This is a genomic window from Exiguobacterium sp. SH1S21 (genome assembly GCF_004337175.1).
GTDB lineage: Bacteria > Bacillota > Bacilli > Exiguobacteriales > Exiguobacteriaceae > Exiguobacterium > Exiguobacterium aurantiacum_A.
Genome location: NZ_SJUY01000003.1, coordinates 170,863 through 192,805, shown reverse-complemented (window position 1 = coordinate 192,805; position 21,943 = coordinate 170,863). Strand labels below are relative to the sequence as shown.

Below are 21,943 nucleotides of genomic sequence, written 5' to 3'. Positions count from 1 at the left end.
GGCCACGTCGCATGACGTGGCCTTCGTTCATTGTTTAAGCGATTTGACGAGCTGCTCGTCCGGAGTCACGTATACCGTCTGCTGATCGGTGTAGATGACGAATCCCGGCTTGGCGCCGCTCGGTTTTTTCACGTAACGGGCTTTCGTATAGTCGACCGGCACCCCGCTCGAGGCACGTGCCTTCGAGAAGTAGGCGGCGACGGTCGCTGCTTCGAGGAGCGTCGTCTCGTCCGGTTCGGTCGACCGGATGATGACGTGTGAACCGGGGATATCTTTCACGTGAAGCCAAATTTCGTCGCGACGCGCGAACTTGAACGTCAAGTAGTCGTTTTGCGTATTGTTTTTGCCGACGTAAAACTCGATACCGGTCGAAGATGTGTAGCCTTCGAGCGCGACTTTGGCCGTTTGTTTCTTCTTCTGACGTTTTTGTCGGATGTATCCGCCTTCGGCCAGCTCTTCGCGAATCTCGACGATATCGCGCGGCGCGGCGACGTCGAGTTGAGCGACGAGCGTCTCTAAATAGCTGATTTCGGTCTCGTTCAGTTCAATTTGCTTTTGAACCTCGATTTTGGCAACTTTTAGTTTGTTGTATTTCTTATAGTAACGTTGCGCATTCTCGTTCGGTGTTTTGAGGGGGTCGAGCGGTATATCGATCATGGCGCCGTCCTCATCATAATAGTCGACGACGTGAGCGACTTTCATCCCTTTCTCGAGCTGGAACAAATACGTCGTCAACAGCTCACCGTATTTTTGGAGCTCGTCCGATCGTTCCGTCGCTTTCATATCCTCGAGCAGGCGTTTCCGTTTTAATTGGTTGCGCTCGAGCTCTGACTTGAGCAGACGCTCGACGTCATGGGCTTGCTGCTTGACCCGGTCACGGTTCGCCTTCTCATAGTAAAAGCGGTCGAGCACTTCCCGGCTCGACTCGTAGCGTTCTTCAGAAACGATATCGCCTGACGTGAGCGCGATCGGACTGAACCGTTCCTTCCCGGAGGCGAGCTGTTGGAATACATAAGCTCCGTCAAGATCCGCCATCACGCTGTCAAACGCCGCCTCTAAGTTCGTGCGGTTCGGCGTCTTGGCCCGATGCATAATCTCTTGGGCGATCTGCGGGCTCATCCCAGAAAAATGAGCGACGAGCTGTTTGTCGAGCATACCTGCGTTCCAATCGATTCGTTTCAATCCCGCTTCCCGTTCCGTCAACGGATCGGACTTTTGTTGCGCCGGCGGCAAGATGTACTCGCTGCCTGGCATGATCGTCCGATACGTGTTTTGAGACGGGGGAAGGTGTTTGATCGCGTCTAAAATCTTGCCGTCCTCGTTCGTCAAGACGACGTTCGAGTGACGTCCCATCAGTTCGACATAGACGCGTTTGTTTTCTTCATCACCGAGCTCGTTACGCGATCGGACCGAGAAAACGATGACGCGGTCGCGGCCGACTTGTTCGATTGCTGTGATAAAGCCGCCCTCGATATGCTTCCGCAGCATCATACAAAACATCGGAGGTTCTTGCGGGTTCTTGATCGGGGTGTCCGTCAATTGAAGTCGTGCATACATCGCGTTCGCTGAAACGAGCAACGAGACGCTTTGTCGGTTCGATCTGACTTGAATCATCAAGTCGAGCGCATACGGTTGATGCACTTTATTGATTCGACCGCCAACGAGCGGTTGTAGTTCTTTTACGACACGATATGTCATTAATCCATCATATGCCATTAGTCTCATCACCTTTGTCCTTTTTCTGTCTCTACGTTATCAGATTCACAGAAAATATGGTACGATGAAGTAGGAAATCCGAACTTCTTCTTGCCGTAACAATTAAAGGACTGCTATTATAATGTAATGTGATGTTAGAAGATGGAGGGCTTGCATTGAATTTTAAAGAACGAGGATTATTAATCGTCTTGTCTGGTCCAAGCGGTGTCGGCAAAGGTACTGTTTGCCGAGTGCTCCGTGAAGAGGCGGACAACAACCTTCAGTATTCGGTGTCGGCAACGACTCGAAAACCACGTGAAGGCGAAGTTGAGGGAGTGCATTACTTCTTTAAGACGAGAGAGCAATTTGAAGACATGATTGAACACGATCAACTGCTTGAGCATGCAGAATTCGTCGGCAACTATTATGGGACACCGGTCGAATGGGTGCGCGAGACGCTTGAAAGTGGCAAGGACGTCATTTTAGAGATTGAAGTCCAAGGAGCTTTCCAAGTAAAGGAACGCTTCCCAGAAGCCGTCTTTTTATTCCTCGCACCGCCGAGTCTGCAAGAACTTCGAAACCGTTTAGTCGGTCGAGGCACTGAATCGGAAGAAGTCATCAAGCAACGCTTGCTCGTCGCCCGTGAAGAAATCGAGTTGATGGATGCTTACGATTACGTCGTCACAAACGACGAAGTCGATAAAGCGATCGACCGGATCAAAGCGATCGTGACGGCCGAGCATTGTAAACGTGAACGTGTCGCGTCTCTCTATAAAAAAGCTATGATGGAGGTCATTTAATGTTATACCCTTCGATTGATGCCTTACAACGTATCATCCCGTCGAAATACACAATCGTGACGGTGGCCGCCAAGCGTGCCCGTCAGATCCAAGACGGAAAAGCACCAAAAATCGCTGCGCCAAAATCGTATAAACCGGTCGGTCAAGCGCTAGAAGAAATATTCTCGGGTGACACGACAATCATCGTGAACGAAAAGAACAACGGATGAAGTGTGACCCAAGTCGGATACGACTTGGGTCTCATTGTCTATAAAGGGGAGAAATGTGAATGTTGAACGATCGGAACATCTTGCTTTGTGTGAGCGGCGGTATCGCTGCATATAAGGCGTGCGCACTCACGTCAAAACTCGTTCAAGCAGGCGCGAATGTCCGCGTGGCGATGACAGCATCGGCTGAGCAGTTCGTCGGAAAGGCGACGTTTCAAGCACTCAGTCGCAATCCGATCTATTCGGACGTGTTCGAAGAGCATGACCCGACGAAGATCGCCCACATCGATGTCGTTGATACGAGTGATTTGATCGTCGTCGCCCCGGCGACGGCGAATATCATCGCTAAACTTGCTAACGGAATCGCCGACGACTTCATCACGACCTCGATCTTAGCAGCGAAATGTCCCGTCATCGTATCTCCGGCGATGAACGTCAATATGCTCGAACATCCGGCGACCCGCCGAAATATCGAGACGCTCAAATCATACGGCTATCAAATCATCGAGCCGGGTGTCGGCAATCTGGCCTGCGGCTGGATTGGCGGCGGACGTCTGCCCGAACCGGAAGATCTCGTCCGCATCATCGCGAGCCAGTTCGTCCCGAAACACTTGCTTGAAAAGCACGTCTTGATCACGGCTGGTCCGACGGTCGAACGTATCGACCCGGTCCGGTTTTTATCCAACGATTCATCCGGGAAGATGGGAGTCGCTCTTGCTGAGGCGGCGCGAGATATGGGCGCGAACGTGACGCTCGTCCACGGCCCGCTCCAAGTCCCGGTCCCAGACGGGGTGACCGCGATTGCGGTCGAGTCGGGACAACAGATGCTCGAGACCGTGCTCGAGCGATTTGCGACGCAAGACATCGTCATCAAGTCGGCGGCGGTCGCTGACTATCGTCCGAAGACGGTCCACACAGAGAAACATAAAAAAGTCCACGGTCCGTTGACAATCGAGCTCGAGGAGACGACCGATATTTTAAAAGAGCTCGGAACGAAGAAGACGCATCAGCTCCTCGTCGGATTCGCTGCCGAGACAGAGCAGCTTGAAGACCATGCCCGGGCTAAACTCGAGCGTAAAAACGTCGACTTCTTGGTCGCGAATGACGTGTCGAAGCGAGACATCGGTTTCCGGTCTGACGACAACGAAGTCGTCTTATTCCGTGCGGATGGCTCATCTGTCCGTCTGCCGCGGCAGAGTAAACAACGTCTTGCCCACGAGTTGCTCGCCTATTTTAAGGAAGGTTTACGATGATTGCCCACGTCCACGTCGATGCTCCCGTCATCACGATCGACCGACCGTTTGACTATGAGGTACCGGTCCAGTTCGAGTCGTTGATCGAGCCAGGTATGCGCGTATCGGTACCGTTCGGATCGAGACGTTTACTCGGCATCGTGACAGGGGTGTCGGACGGAACACGGGAAGGTTTAAAACCGCTCGAAGCGCTTCTTGACGAAGAGTCGTCTTTGACCGAAGAATTGCTCGAACTGTCGACGCACGTGAAGCAGACGACGCTCTGCTTCCGCTCGTCGGCACTGCTCGCCATGTTGCCGGCGGCGCTGAAAGTCAGTTACGATAAAGCAATCAAGGGGGAGTCACTTCCTGAAGGTGTTCGGGCTGGCACACACTTGTCCGAGTACCCAAAAGAAGTCCAGTCGTTAATTTTGGCCATGGCCAAAAAAGGGGATTTGTCGCTTTCACCGGTGCTAAAAGAGAAACGAACGGTCAAAACCGACTTGTTGATCGAGTTGAAGGATGCGAGCGTCGTCCCGGCGCGTGCAAAAAAACAGCTCGAGGCGGTCCGTCTACTTGAAGACGTGCCTCGTATGTACTGGTCGTCGCTCCGTCAAATCGGATTGACGCGGCCCCAGCTGCAAAAGCTCGAGACGCTCGGTGCCGTCAAAGTGACCGAAGTCGAATTGAATCGAGACCCGTACGCTTCGATCGAACAAGTGATCGATGATGTCCAACTGAACGACAGTCAAGCGGAAGCGGTGCGCGCAATTCGCGAGGCCGAAGCCGGTGAGACGTTGTTGCTCCACGGCGTGACCGGAAGCGGAAAGACCGAAGTGTATCTCGAGTCGATCGGCCAAGTCGTCGATGACGGGAAGCAAGCCGTCTTGCTCGTCCCAGAGATCAGCTTGACACCGATGATGGTCAAACGGTTCAAACGCCGGTTTGGGGACCGCGTCGCCGTACTCCATAGCGCCTTGTCGCAAGGCGAGAAGTACGATGAGTGGCGGAAAATCAAGCGACGGGAAGTCGACGTCGTCGTCGGCGCCCGATCGGCCATTTTCGCTCCGCTCGAACGAATCGGTCTGCTCATCTTAGACGAAGAACATGAGACGACGTATAAACAAGAAGAGAATCCACGCTATCATGCGCGCGACGTCGCAATTTGGCGAGCCCGTTATCACGGCTGTCCGGTCGTGCTCGGAAGCGCGACACCGTCGCTCGAGTCGTTTGCCCGCGCTCAAAAAGGCGTCTATCGCTATTTGCATTTGAGTGAACGCTACGGTGGCAAGATGCCGCCCGTCCATATTGTCGATATGCGCCGCGAGCTCGCGAAAGGGAACACGACGATGTTCTCGGAAGACTTATTTCTGGCCATCAACGACCGGATTGCGAAGAAAGAACAATGTGTCATCTTGCTCAATCGCCGCGGGTTCACGACGTTCGTCATGTGCCGTGATTGCGGGGAAGGGCTGACCTGCCCGCATTGCGCCGTCAACTTGACGTATCATCAGCACGGCGACCGGCTCAAATGCCACTATTGTGGCTATGAGATCGGGATGCCGCCGAAATGTCCGACGTGCGACAGTAAAAAGATCAAACAGTTCGGCACCGGCACGCAAAAGATCGAGACCGAACTGTTGAACCGAATCCCGGAAGCACGGATCATCCGCATGGACCAGGATACGACGTCGCGGAAAGGGTCGCACGAACAGCTGTTGAAACGGTTTGAGGACGGCGAGGCCGACATTCTGCTCGGTACCCAGATGATTGCCAAAGGGCTCGATTTTCCGAACGTCACGCTCGTCGGCGTGCTCGCGGCCGATGCGACGCTCGGCATGCCTGACTTTCGAGCGACCGAACGCACGTTCCAACTCGTCACCCAAGTCGCCGGACGAGCCGGACGTGGAAGTTTACCGGGTGAGGCGTACGTCCAGACTTACAATCCGGACCATTATGTCATCGAGACAGCGAGTGGGCATGATTATGAGTCGTTTTTCGAGCGCGAGATGAAACTCAGACAAGTCGGCAACCATCCGCCTTACTGGTACGTGACGCTCGTCACGTTCGCGGCTGAAAATCCGCTCGTCGCGCAAGCCGAGGCCGACCTGTTCGCCGCCGATTTCGCGGCAGCGCACGTCGAGCAGTCCCGGCTGAACGGACCGATGCCGGCACCGTTATCGAAACTTAAAAACTTGTATCGCTACCAGCTGTTCATCAAGACGAAACAACCGGAAGCGTTATATCCCGTTCTCGCCATGTTGCAACAAGCGCGGGCGAAAGCGATCAGCAAAAAAGAATATCAATTGAGTATAGATGTAAATCCATACGTCTTCATGTGAGGTGGAACGAAATGTATAAAGTAGTCGAAATTCCAAATGAGATTTTGCGGGTCAACTGTGACCCGGTGACAAAGTTTGACAAGAAGTTGCGCCAGACGGTCGACCGGCTGTTTGACACGATGTATGAGTATGATGGCGTCGGTGTGGCCGCGCCGCAAGTCAATTTGAACCAGCGCCTTGCCGTCGTCCATACTGACGACGAAACAGGTCCGCTCGTATTGATCAATCCAGAGATCATTTCGACCGCAGGCAAAGCCGTCGGATTAGAAGGGTGCTTGAGCATCCCGGGTGAGTTCGGATTCGTCGAACGACATGAGTCGATCGTCGTCAAGACGCAAGACATGAAAGGGCGCTTTCAAGAAGTGAAAGCAAGCGGCTTCTTCGCGCGCGCCATCCAACACGAGATCGACCATTTAGACGGTGTCCTGTTCACCGATAAACTCGCCGTTCCTAAACCAGGAACCGACAAGCGGATCGTCTTCATGGGGACACCGGCGTTTGCCGTATCCGTACTTGAGCGCTTGCTCGAAGAAGGATACAATGTCGTAGGTGTTGTCTCGCAGCCGGACAAACCGGTCGGCCGCAAGCGTGAGCTCAAACCGACACCGGTCAAAGAGTGTGCGCTCCGTCATAACATCCCGGTATTGCAGCCGATCAAAGTCCGCACCGATTATGAGGATATTTTGGCGCTTGAACCGGATTTGATTGTGACGGCGGCTTACGGGCAAATCGTGCCGAGTGAACTGTTAGAGGCGCCGACACATGGCGCGATCAACGTGCACGCCTCGCTCCTTCCAAAATATCGGGGGGGCGCACCGATCCATCAAGCGATTTTGGACGGAGAGACAGAAACGGGCGTCACGATCATGTACATGGTCGATAAATTGGATGCAGGGGACATGATCGCGAACACGATCGTCCCGATCGAAGAGACAGACACGGTCGGTACGCTGTTCGACAAACTTGCCGTCGCAGGGTCTGATCTGTTGATCAAGACGTTGCCAGCCTTTTTAGAAGGCTGGATCGAAGCGGTACCGCAAGACGAACGTGACGTGACGTTCGCACCGAACATTAGCCGGGACCGCGAACAGCTGGACTGGTCGCAGCCGGGTGCATCGATCTTCAACCACATTCGTGGCATGAACCCGTTCCCGACGGCGTATACATTGATCGCGGGCGAGCGGGTGAAAGTGTTCGCGAGCGAGAAGACGAGCGGGAACGGTGAGGCGGGCACAATCGTCCGGCTTGAAGAGGATGGGTTTGTGGTCGCGACTGGAAATGACGTCGCCATCAAAGTGACAGAGTTACAGCCGGCCGGAAAAAAACGGATGGACGGTGCCACGTTCATGCGCGGTGCCGGACAAAAGCTGCAAGTGGGCGACCAATTAGGAGGGTGACATGAACGTAAGACAAGCAGCGCTTGATACGCTGATCAAAATCGAACAAGGCGGAGCCTATTCGACGATCGCGGTCAACGATTTATTAAACCAAAAAAAGCTAGCTTCAAAAGACGTGGGACTTTACACAGAGCTCGTCTACGGAACGCTCGGGCGGAAGCGGACGCTTGATTATATATTGGAGAAGCGTGTTCAAAACCCGAAAAAACTGGACAGTTTCGTCTTACCGCTCCTTCGGATGAGCGTGTATCAACTGTTCTATTTAGACAAAGTGCCGGACCGGGCCGTCTTACACGAGGCGGTCGAGATCGCCAAAAAACGTGGGCACTCCGGCATCGGCAAGTTCGTCAACGGCGTGTTGCGCAACGTCACCCGTGACGGTTTCCCAGATTTGAGCGGGCTTCCTGACGCCGAACGGATCGCAATCGAGCACAGTCATCCCGACTGGCTCGTCGCGGATTGGATCAACACGTACGGAATTGAGGCGACAGAGGCGATGTGCAAGTTGAACAACGAGCCGGCCCCGGTGACAGTTCGCGTCAACCGCAAACAAATCACGGTCGACGAGATGATCGAACGCCTCGCTGAGTCAGGCGTACAAGCGTCACGTTCTGAGCTATCGTCAGACGGTCTCGTTATCGAGTCCGGAAACGTTCATACGACGCCGTTTATCGACGCAGGGCTTTTGTCGATTCAAGATGAGAGCTCGATGATCGTCGCCGACGCGCTCAGTGCCGAGAAGACCGAACGCGTGCTCGACGCGTGTGCCGCGCCAGGCGGCAAAGCGATGCACACCGCCGAACGGATGGACGGGGGGACGCTCGTGGCGCTCGACCTTCACCCTCATAAGGCAAAACTGATCGAACGACAAGTGAAGCGATTGCAAATCGATGGAGTGACCGCACTAGCCCTCGATGCCCGAGACGCCGGAGATGAGTTCGAACGCGAGAGCTTTGACCGCATCTTGCTCGATGTCCCGTGCTCGGGTCTTGGTGTCATTCGCCGCAAGCCAGATATTAAATGGACGAAGGACAAAGAATCCCTTTCTGGACTGCCGATCATCCAACGTGAAATTATTGACGCTGTCTTGCCACTACTGAAGCAAGGTGGTACGCTAGTGTACTCGACATGTACAATCGACCCGTCTGAAAATGAACGGCAGGCCGACTATATATTGTCGAACGGATTGACGTGGGATGAAACACTCCGAGATCGTCTTCCTGAAGTGTTACGTCCGATGGTGTCATCGGACCGCGCCGAACTCAAACTACTTCCGACGACGTTCGGAACTGACGGCTTCTACATCGCCGCATTTAAGAAAGAGGTATAAACATGAATCCAAAAGCAGTTGAAAAAACCCCATTAGTCGGCGCCAAGCCGTCTTTATATTCGCTCACATACCCTGAACTCGAACAATGGCTCATCGATGCAGGAGAAAAGTCGTTCCGCGCGAAACAGTTATATGACTGGATGTATGTCAAACGGGTGACGTCATTCGATGATATGACGAACTTGTCGAAACCGCTTCGTGAAAAACTCGATGCTTCGTTCCAGTTGACGACGTTAAAAGAACTCGTCCGCCAGGAATCACAAGACGGAACGATCAAGTTCTTGTTCGAGCTCCAAGACGGTTACTCGATCGAGACGGTACTCATGCGCCACGAATACGGCAACTCGGTCTGTGTCACGACACAAGTCGGCTGCCGCATCGGCTGTACGTTCTGTGCATCGACTCTCGGCGGGTTGAAACGTAACCTTGAAGCCGGAGAAATCACGGCTCAAGTATTAGATGTTCAACGGGCGCTCGACGTGAGCGGTGAACGTGTCGACTCAATCGTCGTCATGGGAATCGGCGAACCGTTTGACAACTATGACGAATTGATGCGTTTCTTGCGCACGGTCAACCACGATGACGGTTTGAATATCGGTTCACGCCACATCACCGTCTCAACGAGCGGAATCGTGCCGAAAATCTACAAGTTCGCCGACGAAGGGATGCGCATTAACTTTGCGATTTCGCTTCATGCGGCGTCGACGGAAATTCGGACACGTCTTATGCCGATCAACCGTGCCTATAACTTGGACAAGTTGATGGAAGCCGTCAACTATTACACGGAGAAGAGTGGACGTCGTATCACGTTTGAATACGGTTTGTTCGGTGGCGTCAATGATACAGAAGAAGATGCACACAAGCTTGCCGACTTGTTGAAAGGCGTCAAATGCCACGTCAACTTGATTCCAGTCAACCATGTGCTTGAGCGCGACTATGTGCGCACGCCACGTAATCAAATTTTTGCCTTTGAAAAAGTGCTCAAAGATCGAAAAGTGAACGTGACGATTCGTCGCGAACAAGGTTCGGATATCGATGCGGCTTGTGGGCAGCTTCGAGCGAAGGAGCGCGAACAAGAAACGAGGTAATCAGGAAGATGGAATTAGCATACCGAACCGACCGTGGGCAGGTGAGGGCTCAAAACGAGGATGCCGTCTTGATTTTAGGAGACGAGCATGCCGGGATCGCCCTCGTCGCCGACGGCATGGGGGGGCATGAGGCAGGAGAGGTCGCGAGCGGGCTCGTCATCGAGCAGTTTCGTCGCGCCTTTCCGACGCTTCCGGCCACACCGTTAGCGATGGAGACGTGGTTCCGTGATAACGTGGAGCTGGCAAATGAGCAAGTGCTTGAATTCGCGAAGCAGTCTAATCTCGTCATGATGGGGACGACCATCGCTGGCGTCTGTTGGCATGACGAGACGATTGTCATCGTGCACATCGGCGATAGCCGCGTCTACGCCCTTCGTGACGGAACACTCCAACAGTTGACGGAAGACCATTCTTACGTCAACGTGCTAAAACAACTTGGGGAATTGACGGAAGAAGAAATGCGGATCCACCCGAAACGAAATATTATCACCCGTGCGATCGGCTCAAAAGAGCACGTCGAACCTGATCTGCAAGTGTTTGCCGACCCCGAGTTCGACACGATTTTAATCTGTACGGATGGCTTGACGACTCACCTGACAGATGAAGCCATCAAATACGCCTTAACTCGTCCCATCTCTGCGGACGCTAAGGCGGACATGTTGATCGATCAAGCCAACCGATTGGGTGGGAGCGACAACATCACTGTGGCGCTCGTCCAATTTACAGATAGAAAGAGAGGATGAATCCGATGCGAAGTGGAGAACGAATCAACGATCGTTATCGGATCGAACAACAAATCGGTAGCGGCGGCATGGCAAATGTCTACCGGGCTCACGATGAGATTTTAAACCGAACCGTCGCCATTAAGGTGTTACGATCTGAATTCTCGCATAACGAACAATTTATACGCCGGTTCGAACGAGAAGCCCATGCGGCAACCAGTCTAAACCATCCAAACATCGTCGCCATTTATGACGTCGGAGATGAACAAGACATTTATTACATCGTCATGGAACATGTCGATGGTATGACGCTCAAACAATATTTACAGGAAGAGTACATATCAATCGAGGAAGCGTTACGGATCATGGGACAGATCTGTGATGCGATCGATCATGCCCATGCCCATCGCATCATTCATCGGGATATCAAACCGCAAAACATGATGATTGACCAAAATGGGAACGTCAAAGTGACCGATTTCGGGATTGCCGTGGCCATGTCGAACGCGACGCTGACCCATACGATGTCAGTCCTCGGGTCGGTCCACTACTTCTCTCCGGAACAAGCGCGTGGTAAGTTTGCCGATGAGAAGTCAGACATTTATTCGCTCGGTGCGGTGCTGTACGAACTTGTGACAGGACGAGTCCCGTTCATCGGTGAGACGCCGGTCGCGGTCGCGTTGCAACATTTGCAAGATGATCCGATCAGACCGCTCGACTTGAACCCTAAAATTCCACAAGCGCTTGAGAACTGTATTATGCAGGCGCTCGCCAAATCTCCGGGGGCACGACATGCCTCGGTCGCTGCTTTTAAAAAAGACTGCTTGACATCGCTCAGCCCAGACCGAGCGGACGAACCGAAACGGATGCCGACAGAACAAGACGAGTTTGATCAGACGCTCGTCATGGCGCCTGTCGTCCCGGAAGAACCGAAAGAAGTCGTCAAGCAGCCGGTAGCTGCAGTCGAGCCGGAATCAGCGACGCCGAAGAAACAAAAGAAAAAGAAGTGGTGGCTCTGGCTAGTGCTCGTTCTTCTATTGATTGGTGGCGGGGTTGCCGCGTATGTGGTTGCAGATGAAATGTCACGTGCCGTCGTGCCTGATGTCGTCGGTATGAGCGTCGGTGATGCGACGACTGAACTGGAAGCATCCGGATTCGTCGTTGAGACGACGGACCGAGTGAGTGACAACGTGTCTGAAGGCGACGTGATTTCGCAAAACCCGCAACCTGGACGGAAGCCGAAGCGTGGAACGGTCGTCACCATCGTCGTGTCTGCTGGGAAAGAGACGGTCGAGATGCCTGACGTCGAAGGGTTGTCTCAAACAGCAGCGGAACGAACGTTGAAAGATCTTGATTTCACAGATATTGAAATCCAATCCGAAGCGTCCGAAACGGTCGACAGCGGAGATGTGATTTCGCAGTCGATCACGCCAGGTGAAGAAGTTATCGCGTCGGAAGAGACGGTCACGCTCGTCGTCTCGACCGGTAGCAATAAAATTGAGCTTGCCAATTTGACGGGCTATACGTTCGAAGAGGCGTCAACTTATGCCGAGCAAAACAACTTGAAAATCGTGAAACGCGATGAGTATTCGACGAGCATCCCAGCGAATCAAATCATTCGTCAACTTCCGACGTCAGGGACGGCGGTCGACCCGGGAACGGAACTGACGGTCATCGTCTCACAAGGGGTCGAGCCGACCGACATCTCGATCGAGCGAGAAGTGGACGTCGAAATCGAACCGCCGGCAGAAGGTGAAGAGGCGGAGCCGGTCGAAGTCGTCATCCGTACCGTCGATGCCCGTGGTGAGATCGAAGTGTTGCGTGATATGATCACAGAAACGACGACGTATTCCTATACGCTCGTCATTGCTCCGGACGAAGTCGGTACCGCGACGATTGAAGTCGAGGGAGAAGTCGTTCGGACCGATACGGTGACATACGCCCAAGCAAAAGATTCACAATGAAGAGGTGGCGTGCGCGTCACCTCTTTTCTAAGGAGGAAACAGGATGAAAGGAACGATTATTCGCTTGCAAGGTGGATTTTATGATGTCATGACCGAAACGAAAGTTGAAATCAGATGTCGCGCCCGGGGAAACTTCCGGAACCGAAACATTTCGCCCGTCGTCGGGGACGACGTCGATATTCAAGACCAAGGGGACGGGACCGGCTACATCATGGCTGTCGATGAGCGGTCGAACCATCTCGTCCGTCCGCCGATCGCCAACATCGATCAGGCGTTTCTGCTCTTTTCCGTGAAAGAGCCGGCGTTCTCGTTTCATTTGCTTGACCGCTTTCTCATTTTGATCGAATCGAAGCAAGTTCACCCAATCATCGTGTTGACGAAGATGGACTTGTTGCTAGAAACTGAAAAAGAAAAAATTAGTGCGGCGGCAGCGCTATACCGTTCGATCGGCTATCAAGTCATTGAGACGTCGACCGAAGACGGAGCTGGAATCGAGCTCATCCGCAGCGCGTTCAAAGACAAGACGAGCGTGTTCGCCGGACAGACCGGCGTCGGGAAGAGTTCGTTGCTGAACGCGGTCGCACCGGAGCTCGAACTCGCGACTGGTAAAATTTCGAAAGCGCTTGGCCGCGGGAAGCATACGACGCGTCACGTCACGCTCATCACACTCGCGGACGGGTTCGTCGCCGATACACCTGGATTCTCGAGTCTTGAGTTCCCGGAAGAACTTGAAGTCGAGGAGATGCGTTGGTGTTTCCCTGAATTCGTCTTGCGGCACGATGACTGTAAATTCCGTGGTTGCGCCCATTTGAACGAGCCAGGTTGTGCCGTCAAAGCGGCGGTCGAGGCCGGAGAAATCGCTTCCACCCGCTATGCGAACTATGTTACGTTTATGGAGGAATTAAAAGATAGACAACGGAGGTACTAACATGATTAAAATCGCACCATCGATCCTGTCGGCCGATTTTGCCAACCTTGAGGCAGAGGTCAAAGCGGTCCAAGAAGCAGGGGCCGATTACATTCATTTTGACGTCATGGACGGTCAGTTCGTGCCGAACATCTCGATTGGACTGCCGGTACTCAAAAGTTTGCGTGACAAGTCGGACATGGTATTAGACGTCCATTTGATGATCGACCAACCGGAACGGTTCGTCGAGGACTTCGTTCAAGCAGGCGCCGATATCGTCACGGTCCATGTCGAGGCGACAAACCATTTGCATCGCGTATTGCAACAAATCAAAGGAGCCGGCGCCAAGTGTGGTGTCGTCTTGAACCCACATACGCCGTTGTCATCAATCGAGCACGTGCTCGGTGATGTCGATATGGTATTGCTCATGACCGTGAACCCTGGCTTTGGCGGCCAAGCGTTCATCGAAGCGGTCGTCCCGAAGATTGCGGCGCTCAGCGAGATGCGCCAAGCGCGTCGTCTCGACTTCGAGATCGAGATCGATGGCGGGGTAAATCCTGCGACGGCAAAACTTTGTATCGACGCAGGTGCCGACGTCCTCGTTGCCGGTTCAGCCATCTATAACGAACCGAGCTATAAAGACGCAATCGATAGCATTCGCAACGCGTCTCGTGTATAATTGTCTGTAGAACAACAAATATTGTCGCAAGGGGTGTCACATCTGTGGCTGAGAGGCATGAGCTAACCCTTTGAACCTGTTCCGTTCACACGGACGTAGGGATGTGGCGAAAATGCACGTTGCTACACGATAGCAGCATGGCGTTTACGTCATGCTGCTTTTTGTCGTTCACTCATATCAAGGAGGGAATAAGATGAAACAACGTTTAAAACTACAGGCGCTCATTGAAATCTCGCTGTTCGCCTCGCTCGGACTGATCTTTGACATGCTCATCCCATATCGGTTGCCGCAAGGCGGAGCAGTCAGCTTGGCGATGCTGCCGATTCTCGTGATGGCGTATCGGCATGGATTGAGAGGCGGACTCGCGACAGGCGCGCTCGTCGGGACGCTACAACTGTTATTTGGGGCCTATATCTTCACACCGGTCCAATTTTTACTCGACTACACGGTCGCCTACGGCCTCGTCGGAGTCGCCGGCATCTTCGCCGGGCAAGTCAAACAGTCGGCAAAAGACGGCGCCAAGAAAACGCTCACGTTCTATTTGATTCTCGGGGCGTTGATCGGCTCGGCGCTCCGCTACGTTGCGCACGTCGTTTCTGGCATCGTCTTCTTCGCCGAGTATGCGGAAGGACCGGTCGTCTTGTACTCGCTAGGCTATAACTTGACGTATATGTTGCCGTCGTTCCTCGTCTCGGCGGTCGTGATCGTGCTCTTGTTCACGTCGGCGCCGCGTTTCGCGACGCTCGCGACACGGGACATCAGATAATGCGCGTCTTGATTGTGGCTGCGAGCCCGGAAGCGGTCCCTGAGCTTCCTCGGAACGCCGATTACGTCATCGGCGTCGACGGCGGCTATCATACGCTGCTCGACCGTGGAATGAAGCCGGACCTGCTCGTCGGTGACTTTGATTCGTTCACAGGCACCGTGCCGGAGGAAGCTGTCCGTTATCCGTCTGAAAAAGACGTGACCGACCTTGAGATCGCTCTCGAGGCGGCACGAGGGAAAGGGGCGGACGTGATCGACGTATACGGTGCACTCGGGGGCAGGCTCGATATGACGCTCAGCAACGTCGGTCTGCTCGAAGCGTACCCCGAGATGCGGTTGTTCGCAGACGGGCAAGAAGTCCGTCTCGTCGGAAAAGGGGACTATCGTCTCCCGCGTCGTCCTGACCATTACTTGTCGCTCGTACCTTGGAAACGGGCCTCGGTCTCGATTCGTGGCGTCAAGTACCCGCTCGAGAACCATGACGTCGTCAGCCATGAGGCGCTGACGATCTCAAACGAGTGGTCGGCGGAAGAGGCGGACTTGCTCGTTCATAGCGGCAACGTCTTGATTATGTATATAAAGAAATAAACAAAAAAAATCCCATCGGCGCATGCCGCTGGGATTTATTTCGTTCGTGTATGGTAATTATACGCGTTCAACGAGACCTGATTTAAGAGCGCGAGCTGAAACCCAAACTCGTTTAGGTTTACCGTCAACGAGAATGCGAACTTTTTGTACGTTTACACCCCAAGTACGTTTTGTCTTGTTGAGTGCGTGCGAACGGTTGTTACCTGACTTAGGTGACTTACCTGTTACGTAGCATTTACGTGCCATGCGTTTCCCCTCCTTTTTTATGTGGGTTCGTCCTAATAGACACTCGTTTATATTAGCATGGGTTTTTTCACGATGCAACTAGAAAATAACCGGATGACAAGAAAAAAACTTGACATTACGGATGAGGATTTTAATAATGAATGAGGGTTGCGGTTACAATTGACCGAGTTTAGGGGCATGTCCTTTTAATAACTAGGTACTTATTGTAGAATATACTGTAGGAATCATTCCGAATAAAGGAGGCTACTCCATATGGCAATTGAAATGAAGACAACATATGGCAATATTGATATCACGAACGACGTGGTCGCGACACTCGCGGGCGGTGCGGCGATGGAATGTTTCGGCGTCGTAGGAATGGCGTCACAAGCTCAACTGAAAGACGGGATCGCAGAACTGCTCAAACGTGAGAACTATGCGCGTGGCGTTGTCGTACGTCAAGATGGAGAAGACGTACATATCGATATGCACATCATCGTGAGCTACGGGACGAAAGTGTCGGAAGTCGCGTACAACGTGCAAAGTCGTGTAAAATACACGCTCGGTGAAACTTTAGGATTAAACGTTTCGTCGGTAAATATATTCGTACAAGGCGTTCGTCTGACGAATGACTGACGAGAACGAAGGAGGATTTGGTGTGGGGTTAAAACGTTTAGATGGATTGGTGTTTGCGCAAATGGTCGCAAACGGTGCAGCCAACTTGAGCCAAAATGCAGATTACGTGGATTCGCTTAACGTCTTCCCGGTCCCAGACGGCGACACGGGAACGAACATGAATTTGACGATGACTTCAGGTGCGAAGGAAGTGGCCGCACTCGACACAGCGAACATCGCTGACGTGTCATCGAAGTTTGCCCGCGGCCTACTTATGGGGGCCCGTGGGAATTCGGGTGTTATTTTGAGCCAATTATTCCGTGGTTTCGGTAAATCGATCGAAGGAAAGACAGAATTGTCGACACTCGACTTTGCCGAGGCACTCAAACGTGGCGTTGACACGGCATACAAGGCGGTTATGAAACCGGTTGAAGGAACGATTTTGACGGTTGCTCGTGAAGCGGCCGACGAAGCGCTCCGTGCCTCTGAGTCGACGAGCGATTTCAATGAGTTCATGGAGCAAGTGATCACGGAAGCGAAAGCTTCGCTCGAGCGGACACCTGATTTGTTGCCGGTCTTAAAAGAAGTCGGTGTCGTCGACTCAGGCGGTCAAGGTCTCCTCGTCATCTATGAAGGGTTCCTCGCGAGCCTTGAAGGGAAAGAGCTCGAGAAGCCGCACGCACCGGTCATGGATGCCCTCGTTGAGGCAGAACACCATGCTGCGCAAGGTTTCATGTCGACGGAAGATATCGAATTTGGATATTGCACGGAGATCATGGTCCGTTTCCAAGACGAAAAGTTGAAACAGACTCCGTTCGATGAGGACGTGTTCCGTAACGAGCTGTCTGAACTCGGAGACTCGCTCCTTGTCGTCGCCGACGAAGAGTTGCTCAAAGTCCACGTTCACGTCGAGACGCCGGGCGACGTCATCACGAAAGGACAACGTTTTGGTGAGCTTGTCGCGGTCAAGATCGAGAACATGCGTCAACAGCATTCGACGATTCTTGAAGAAGAGCACGGTGCCAACCAGCACGGCGTTCAAGCGACTGCCGTCAAAGCGAAAGTACCTTACGCGATCGTCACCGTCGCCATGGGTGAAGGTGTCAGTGAACTGTTCCGTTCGCTCGGTGCCGCACATGTCATCGAAGGCGGGCAGACGATGAACCCGTCGACGGAAGACATCGTCAAAGCGATTGAAGCGGCGAACGCCGAGCACGTCTTCATCTTCCCGAACAACTCGAACATCATCATGGCCGCTGAGCAAGCGGCATCGGTCGCACCTTGCGGCGTCTCGGTCATTCCGACGAAGACGGTACCGCAAGGACTAGCGGCTGCCATCGCGTTCAATCCTGAAGCGGATGTCGAGACGAACGAGTCGGTCATGAAGACGGCCGCAACTACGGTCAAGTCAGGACAAGTGACATACGCTGTCCGTGACACGAGTATCGACGGTGTCGAGATTCGTAAAGATGATCATATGGCGATTGCTGAGAAGAAAATCGTCGCATCATCAAAATCGAGTCTAGAAGCGGCAAAAGCGCTCGTAGATGCACTTGTGGACGCGGATGATGAGATTGTCACGATTTTGACGGGCGAAGGTTCGTCGGCGGAAGACGTCGCAGCACTCTCGGCTTACATCGAATCGAAGAACGATGAGATTGAAATCGAAGTTCACGACGGTAAACAACCGCTCTACTCCTACATTTTTAGTGTGGAATAAGCTGTATCTCAGCCCTGCCTTCTGTATAATGAAGGTAGGGTTTTTTTGAAAGGGGGAAATGCGATGAAATATCGCAGTGTGTTTGATATTATCGGACCGGTCATGGTCGGACCATCGAGTTCGCATACGGCCGGAGCCGCACGGATCGGTCTTATGGCCGGCAAACTGTTCGGCCGAACGCCGGACCTCGCGCGGATCACATTTTACGGGTCGTTCGCCGACACGTATCGAGGTCACGGGACAGACGTTGCCATCGTCGGAGGCATCATGGGGTTCGATACGTTCGATCTTCGCATCCCGCAAGCGCTCGACATCGCGAAAGAGCGGGGAATCGAAGTCGTCTTTGAGACGAGCGACGCGCTCACGGATCATCCGAACACGGCCCGGGTTCATCTCGAGGACGCGGAGGGGACGTTTGAGATCGTTGGGATCTCGATTGGCGGTGGCACGATTGAAATCACCGAATTGAACGGATTCCCGCTCAAGCTTTCTGGCGGTGGACCGGCACTCGTCGTCTTGCATCACGATCGCTTCGGGGCGATTGCGGCCGTGACGGGCATACTCGCCAAGCACGAACTGAACATCGGGCATATGGAAGTGAGCCGTCATGAAAAAGGCAAGCAAGCCTTGATGGCGATTGAAATGGATGAACCGATGCCAAAAGATGTATTAGCGGAACTGGAACGGTTACCTCAAATCGAACGGGTAGCCATCTTTGGGGAATAAGGAGAAACGACTATGTTTAAATCAGTAGAAGAATTAGTACGGACGGCAACGGAACGAAACATCCCGATCTCTGAAGTGATGATCGAGCAAGAAGTCCACGTCAGACGCTCGACACGAGAAGAGGTCATGGCGATGATGGAACGTAACCTTGAAGTGATGGAAGAAGCGGTCGAGCGGGCGATGCAAGGCGTGACGTCTGTGACGGGGCTGACTGGGAATGACGCCGTGCTCATGCAAGACTATGTCCGGTCGGGCAAATCACTTTCCGGTGACTTGATTTTAGATGCCGTCGCCAAAGCGATCGGCACGAACGAAGTGAATGCGGCGATGGGACGGATTTGCGCGACACCGACGGCGGGGAGCGCCGGGGTCGTACCGGGGACGCTATTTGCGGTCAAGGACCGTCTCGAGATGGACCGCGATGCGATGATTCGGTATTTGTTCACCTCGGGCGCGTTCGGATTCGTCGTCGCGAACAACGCCTCGATTTCGGGTGCGGCCGGAGGCTGTCAGGCCGAAGTCGGTTCCGCGACCGGTATGGCTGCAGCAGCCATCGTCGAAGCGGCCGGCGGGACGCCGGAACAGTCGGCGACGGCGTTTGCGATCGCCTTGAAAAACATGCTCGGGCTCGTCTGCGATCCGGTAGCGGGTCTCGTCGAAGTCCCTTGCGTCAAACGAAACGCTATGGGTGGAGCGAACGCGGTCGTTGCGGCTGATATGGCGCTCGCCGGCATCACGTCCCGCATCCCGTGCGATGAAGTCATCTCAGCGATGTACGAGATCGGTCAAATGATGCCGACCGCCTTGAAAGAGACGGCGCGGGGCGGACTCGCCAATACACCGACAGCACGTCGGATCGAACGCAATATTTTTGGAGAGAAAGAAAATGCCAAACAGTGACGCGTTGACGACGCTCCGAGGGGTCGGGCCAGAGATGGCCAAAAAATTAGAGACGATGGGTCTCGAACGAATCGAGGACGTGCTAGAGCACGTCCCGTTTCGTTATGAAAATTATAACAGCGGCACTGTGACGACGGCAGTCCACGGGGACCTCGTCAAATGGAGTGGGACCGTTCAAGCGGAACCGCTCGTCCGCTATTATAGTAAAGGCAAAAATCGACTTCAGTTCCGGCTGTTGTTAGAAGAACGCTACGTCGTCCATGTGACGATGTTCAACCGCGCTTTCTATAAAGACAAATTGGCGCTTGGTGCGACGGTTACGGTCAAAGGGAAATGGGATATGAACCGGATGACGATCAGTGCGACCGATCTCGAGTTCGGTGAGCTCGCGGACGGGTTACAGCCGATCTATTCGCTTCGGGCCGGATTGACGCAAAAGAATTTCAGTCGAATCGTCAAACTCGCCTTCGATCAGACGACGACGTTTGAGGACCGGCTGCCGGAATCAATCCGCTTGCGTTACCGCTTGGAGGACCGGGCGTCGATGCTCAGAGGGATGCATTTCCCTGATTCGATCGACATGTACAAACAAGCGCGCCGCAGTTATGTGTACGAAGAATGCCTGCTCTATCAATTAAAGCTTCAGGCGTTTCGAAAGATGGAGCGTTCCGGGAAAGGAAGGGCGCTCACGCTCGAAAAAACGCAACTGAACGAGTTCGTCAAGCGGCTCGCTTTCCCGTTGACGGGTGCACAAACGCGCGTCATTCGTGAGATCGTGAGTGATATCGAGAAGCCTGAACGCATGAATCGCCTGTTGCAAGGGGATGTCGGGAGCGGGAAGACAGTCGTTGCCGCGATCGCCTTGTATGCGACAGTGAACGCGGGTTATCAAGGCGCGCTCATGGTTCCGACCGAAATTTTGGCCGAGCAGCATGTCGCTTCGCTTGAACAACTGTTCGAGCCGTACGGGATCCGTGTCGCCTTATTGACGAGTTCGGTCAAAGGGAGGGCGCGCGCTACGTTGCTCGAAGCGATCAAAGCGGGTGACGTCGACATCATCGTCGGCACGCACGCCTTGATTCAAGGGCCGGTTGAGTTTTCGCGTCTGCACTTGGCGATCACGGACGAGCAACACCGGTTCGGCGTCGAGCAGCGGAAAATGTTACGAGACAAGGCCGATCTTGCGGACGTCTTGTATATGACGGCGACGCCGATTCCGCGGACGCTCGCGATCAGCGCGTTCGGGGAGATGGATGTGTCGACGATCGATGAGATGCCGGCCGGCCGGAAGCCGATCGAGACGTATTGGGCGAAAACGGATCAAATCGACCGGGTGCATACGATGGTCGAGCGCGAACTGTCACTCGGACGTCAAGCGTACGTCATCGCGCCATTGATCGAGGAATCCGATACGCTCGAAGTCGAGAGCGCAACCGAGTTGTATCATTTACTCAATGAGCGATTCCCGAACTATGCGGTCGGACTCATGCACGGAAAACTGTCGAGTGCCGAGAAAGATGAAGTGATGAAGGCGTTCGCTGACAACTCCCTGCAAATTCTCGTGTCGACGACGGTCGTCGAGGTCGGGGTAAACGTGCCGAACGCCTCGCTCATCGTGATCCACGATGCGGAACGGTTCGGTTTGGCCCAGCTCCATCAGTTACGGGGGCGCGTCGGTCGAGGCGCACATCAATCTTATTGTATATTAGTAGGAGACCCGAAGTCTGATGTCGGTAAGCTCCGCTTAAAGACGATGACGGAGACGAACGACGGATTCGTGTTGGCGGAAAAAGATTTAGAACTCCGCGGCGCCGGCGACTTCTTTGGGACAGCCCAAAGCGGGTTGCCGAGTTTCCGTGTCGCCGACCCGGTCCTCGACCTCAAAGTGATGGAAGTGGCGATGCAAGACGCCGTCCGCTTGCTCGGCAGCGAGACGTTTTGGCAGGAGTCCTCGTACAGACCGCTGCGTCAATACTTGAAGCGACTCGACTTACTTGTCGGCGAAAGGTTAGAATAACACTTGAAAATTAAAACTAAAGAAT

The 21,943-nt window shown here is 53.6% G+C and carries 20 protein-coding genes, 1 pseudogene and 1 riboswitch; of the genes and pseudogenes, 19 read left to right on the top strand and 2 right to left on the bottom strand.

Annotation, left to right across the window (positions count from 1 at the left end; all coding sequences use genetic code 11):
- Nucleotides 1–27: 27 nt before the first annotated feature.
- The gene (locus EVJ24_RS06260) at nucleotides 28–1,716 is read right to left on the bottom strand and encodes an Rqc2 family fibronectin-binding protein (protein WP_131440442.1); all 1,689 of its coding nucleotides are present in this window, start codon (nucleotides 1,714–1,716) and stop codon (nucleotides 28–30) included.
- A 131-nt stretch (nucleotides 1,717–1,847) separates the two neighbouring features.
- Here EVJ24_RS06260 and gmk point away from each other — a divergent pair, with 131 nt between their 5' ends.
- The 14 genes and pseudogenes from gmk (at nucleotide 1,848) to EVJ24_RS06195 (ending at nucleotide 15,715) form a co-directional block, all read left to right on the top strand.
- Nucleotides 1,848–2,495, top strand: a complete 648-nt coding sequence (gene gmk / locus EVJ24_RS06255; protein WP_070327534.1) for a guanylate kinase — start codon at nucleotides 1,848–1,850, stop codon at nucleotides 2,493–2,495.
- Nucleotides 2,495–2,704 (top strand): DNA-directed RNA polymerase subunit omega, encoded by a 210-nt coding sequence (gene rpoZ / locus EVJ24_RS06250; RefSeq protein ID WP_070327533.1) that lies wholly within the window; start codon nucleotides 2,495–2,497, stop codon nucleotides 2,702–2,704. Before gmk ends, rpoZ begins: the two co-directional genes overlap by 1 nt.
- Nucleotides 2,705–2,763: 59 nt before the next feature.
- Nucleotides 2,764–3,954, top strand: coding sequence for a bifunctional phosphopantothenoylcysteine decarboxylase/phosphopantothenate--cysteine ligase CoaBC (coaBC, locus tag EVJ24_RS06245; protein WP_131440309.1), 1,191 nt, complete (start codon nucleotides 2,764–2,766; stop codon nucleotides 3,952–3,954).
- Nucleotides 3,951–6,275 (top strand): primosomal protein N', encoded by a 2,325-nt coding sequence (gene priA / locus EVJ24_RS06240; RefSeq protein ID WP_131440307.1) that lies wholly within the window; start codon nucleotides 3,951–3,953, stop codon nucleotides 6,273–6,275. Before coaBC ends, priA begins: the two co-directional genes overlap by 4 nt.
- A gap of 11 nt (nucleotides 6,276–6,286) precedes the next feature.
- Nucleotides 6,287–6,715: pseudogene (def, locus tag EVJ24_RS15505) on the top strand (peptide deformylase); the annotation flags it as partial.
- Nucleotides 6,701–7,672 carry a methionyl-tRNA formyltransferase gene (gene fmt / locus EVJ24_RS06235; RefSeq protein WP_269089709.1) on the top strand — a complete coding sequence of 324 codons (972 nt, stop codon included), beginning with the start codon at nucleotides 6,701–6,703 and terminating at the stop codon, nucleotides 7,670–7,672. The pseudogene def and the gene fmt, both read left to right, overlap by 15 nt.
- Before the next feature lies 1 nt (nucleotide 7,673).
- Nucleotides 7,674–9,002, top strand: coding sequence for a 16S rRNA (cytosine(967)-C(5))-methyltransferase RsmB (gene rsmB, locus EVJ24_RS06230; protein ID WP_070327530.1), 1,329 nt, complete (start codon nucleotides 7,674–7,676; stop codon nucleotides 9,000–9,002).
- Between the two features lie 2 nt (nucleotides 9,003–9,004).
- Complete coding sequence (gene rlmN, locus EVJ24_RS06225; protein WP_131440303.1) at nucleotides 9,005–10,090, top strand: 23S rRNA (adenine(2503)-C(2))-methyltransferase RlmN; 1,086 nt, start codon at nucleotides 9,005–9,007, stop codon at nucleotides 10,088–10,090.
- 8 nt (nucleotides 10,091–10,098) lie between these two features.
- Nucleotides 10,099–10,833: a Stp1/IreP family PP2C-type Ser/Thr phosphatase gene (locus EVJ24_RS06220; protein ID WP_201740351.1), complete on the top strand. Its 735-nt coding sequence runs from the start codon at nucleotides 10,099–10,101 to the stop codon at nucleotides 10,831–10,833.
- A 5-nt stretch (nucleotides 10,834–10,838) separates the two neighbouring features.
- Complete coding sequence (gene pknB, locus EVJ24_RS06215; protein ID WP_131440301.1) at nucleotides 10,839–12,776, top strand: Stk1 family PASTA domain-containing Ser/Thr kinase; 1,938 nt, start codon at nucleotides 10,839–10,841, stop codon at nucleotides 12,774–12,776.
- Nucleotides 12,777–12,819: 43 nt separating this feature from the next.
- Entirely contained in the window at nucleotides 12,820–13,704 is an 885-nt protein-coding gene (rsgA, locus tag EVJ24_RS06210) for a ribosome small subunit-dependent GTPase A (protein ID WP_131440299.1), read from the top strand.
- 1 nt (nucleotide 13,705) lies between these two features.
- Nucleotides 13,706–14,362: a ribulose-phosphate 3-epimerase gene (rpe, locus tag EVJ24_RS06205; protein ID WP_070327525.1), complete on the top strand. Its 657-nt coding sequence runs from the start codon at nucleotides 13,706–13,708 to the stop codon at nucleotides 14,360–14,362.
- A gap of 19 nt (nucleotides 14,363–14,381) precedes the next feature.
- Nucleotides 14,382–14,481, top strand: a riboswitch (TPP riboswitch).
- A 74-nt stretch (nucleotides 14,482–14,555) separates the two neighbouring features.
- A complete protein-coding gene (gene thiT / locus EVJ24_RS06200) occupies nucleotides 14,556–15,128 on the top strand; it encodes an energy-coupled thiamine transporter ThiT (protein ID WP_070327524.1) in 573 nt (190 codons plus the stop codon).
- Nucleotides 15,128–15,715 (top strand): thiamine diphosphokinase, encoded by a 588-nt coding sequence (locus EVJ24_RS06195; RefSeq protein WP_070327523.1) that lies wholly within the window; start codon nucleotides 15,128–15,130, stop codon nucleotides 15,713–15,715. Before thiT ends, EVJ24_RS06195 begins: the two co-directional genes overlap by 1 nt.
- Before the next feature lie 57 nt (nucleotides 15,716–15,772).
- On the opposite strand, the gene rpmB is transcribed toward EVJ24_RS06195, so the two are convergent.
- Nucleotides 15,773–15,961: a 50S ribosomal protein L28 gene (gene rpmB, locus EVJ24_RS06190; RefSeq protein ID WP_015881349.1), complete on the bottom strand. Its 189-nt coding sequence runs from the start codon at nucleotides 15,959–15,961 to the stop codon at nucleotides 15,773–15,775.
- A gap of 252 nt (nucleotides 15,962–16,213) precedes the next feature.
- Here rpmB and EVJ24_RS06185 point away from each other — a divergent pair, with 252 nt between their 5' ends.
- From EVJ24_RS06185 to recG, 5 genes are all read left to right on the top strand, one after another.
- On the top strand, nucleotides 16,214–16,576 hold the full coding sequence (locus EVJ24_RS06185; protein ID WP_016509701.1) for an Asp23/Gls24 family envelope stress response protein: 363 nt from the start codon (nucleotides 16,214–16,216) through the stop codon (nucleotides 16,574–16,576).
- Between the two features lie 22 nt (nucleotides 16,577–16,598).
- Nucleotides 16,599–18,275 carry a DAK2 domain-containing protein gene (locus EVJ24_RS06180; protein WP_199749308.1) on the top strand — a complete coding sequence of 559 codons (1,677 nt, stop codon included), beginning with the start codon at nucleotides 16,599–16,601 and terminating at the stop codon, nucleotides 18,273–18,275.
- Between the two features lie 63 nt (nucleotides 18,276–18,338).
- Nucleotides 18,339–19,001, top strand: a complete 663-nt coding sequence (sdaAB, locus tag EVJ24_RS06175) for an L-serine ammonia-lyase, iron-sulfur-dependent subunit beta (protein WP_035386362.1) — start codon at nucleotides 18,339–18,341, stop codon at nucleotides 18,999–19,001.
- Between the two features lie 12 nt (nucleotides 19,002–19,013).
- Complete coding sequence (sdaAA, locus tag EVJ24_RS06170; RefSeq protein ID WP_131440296.1) at nucleotides 19,014–19,901, top strand: L-serine ammonia-lyase, iron-sulfur-dependent, subunit alpha; 888 nt, start codon at nucleotides 19,014–19,016, stop codon at nucleotides 19,899–19,901.
- Nucleotides 19,888–21,918, top strand: a complete 2,031-nt coding sequence (gene recG, locus EVJ24_RS06165) for an ATP-dependent DNA helicase RecG (protein ID WP_131440295.1) — start codon at nucleotides 19,888–19,890, stop codon at nucleotides 21,916–21,918. The genes sdaAA and recG overlap by 14 nt, the downstream gene beginning before the upstream one ends.
- Nucleotides 21,919–21,943: the final 25 nt, after the last annotated feature.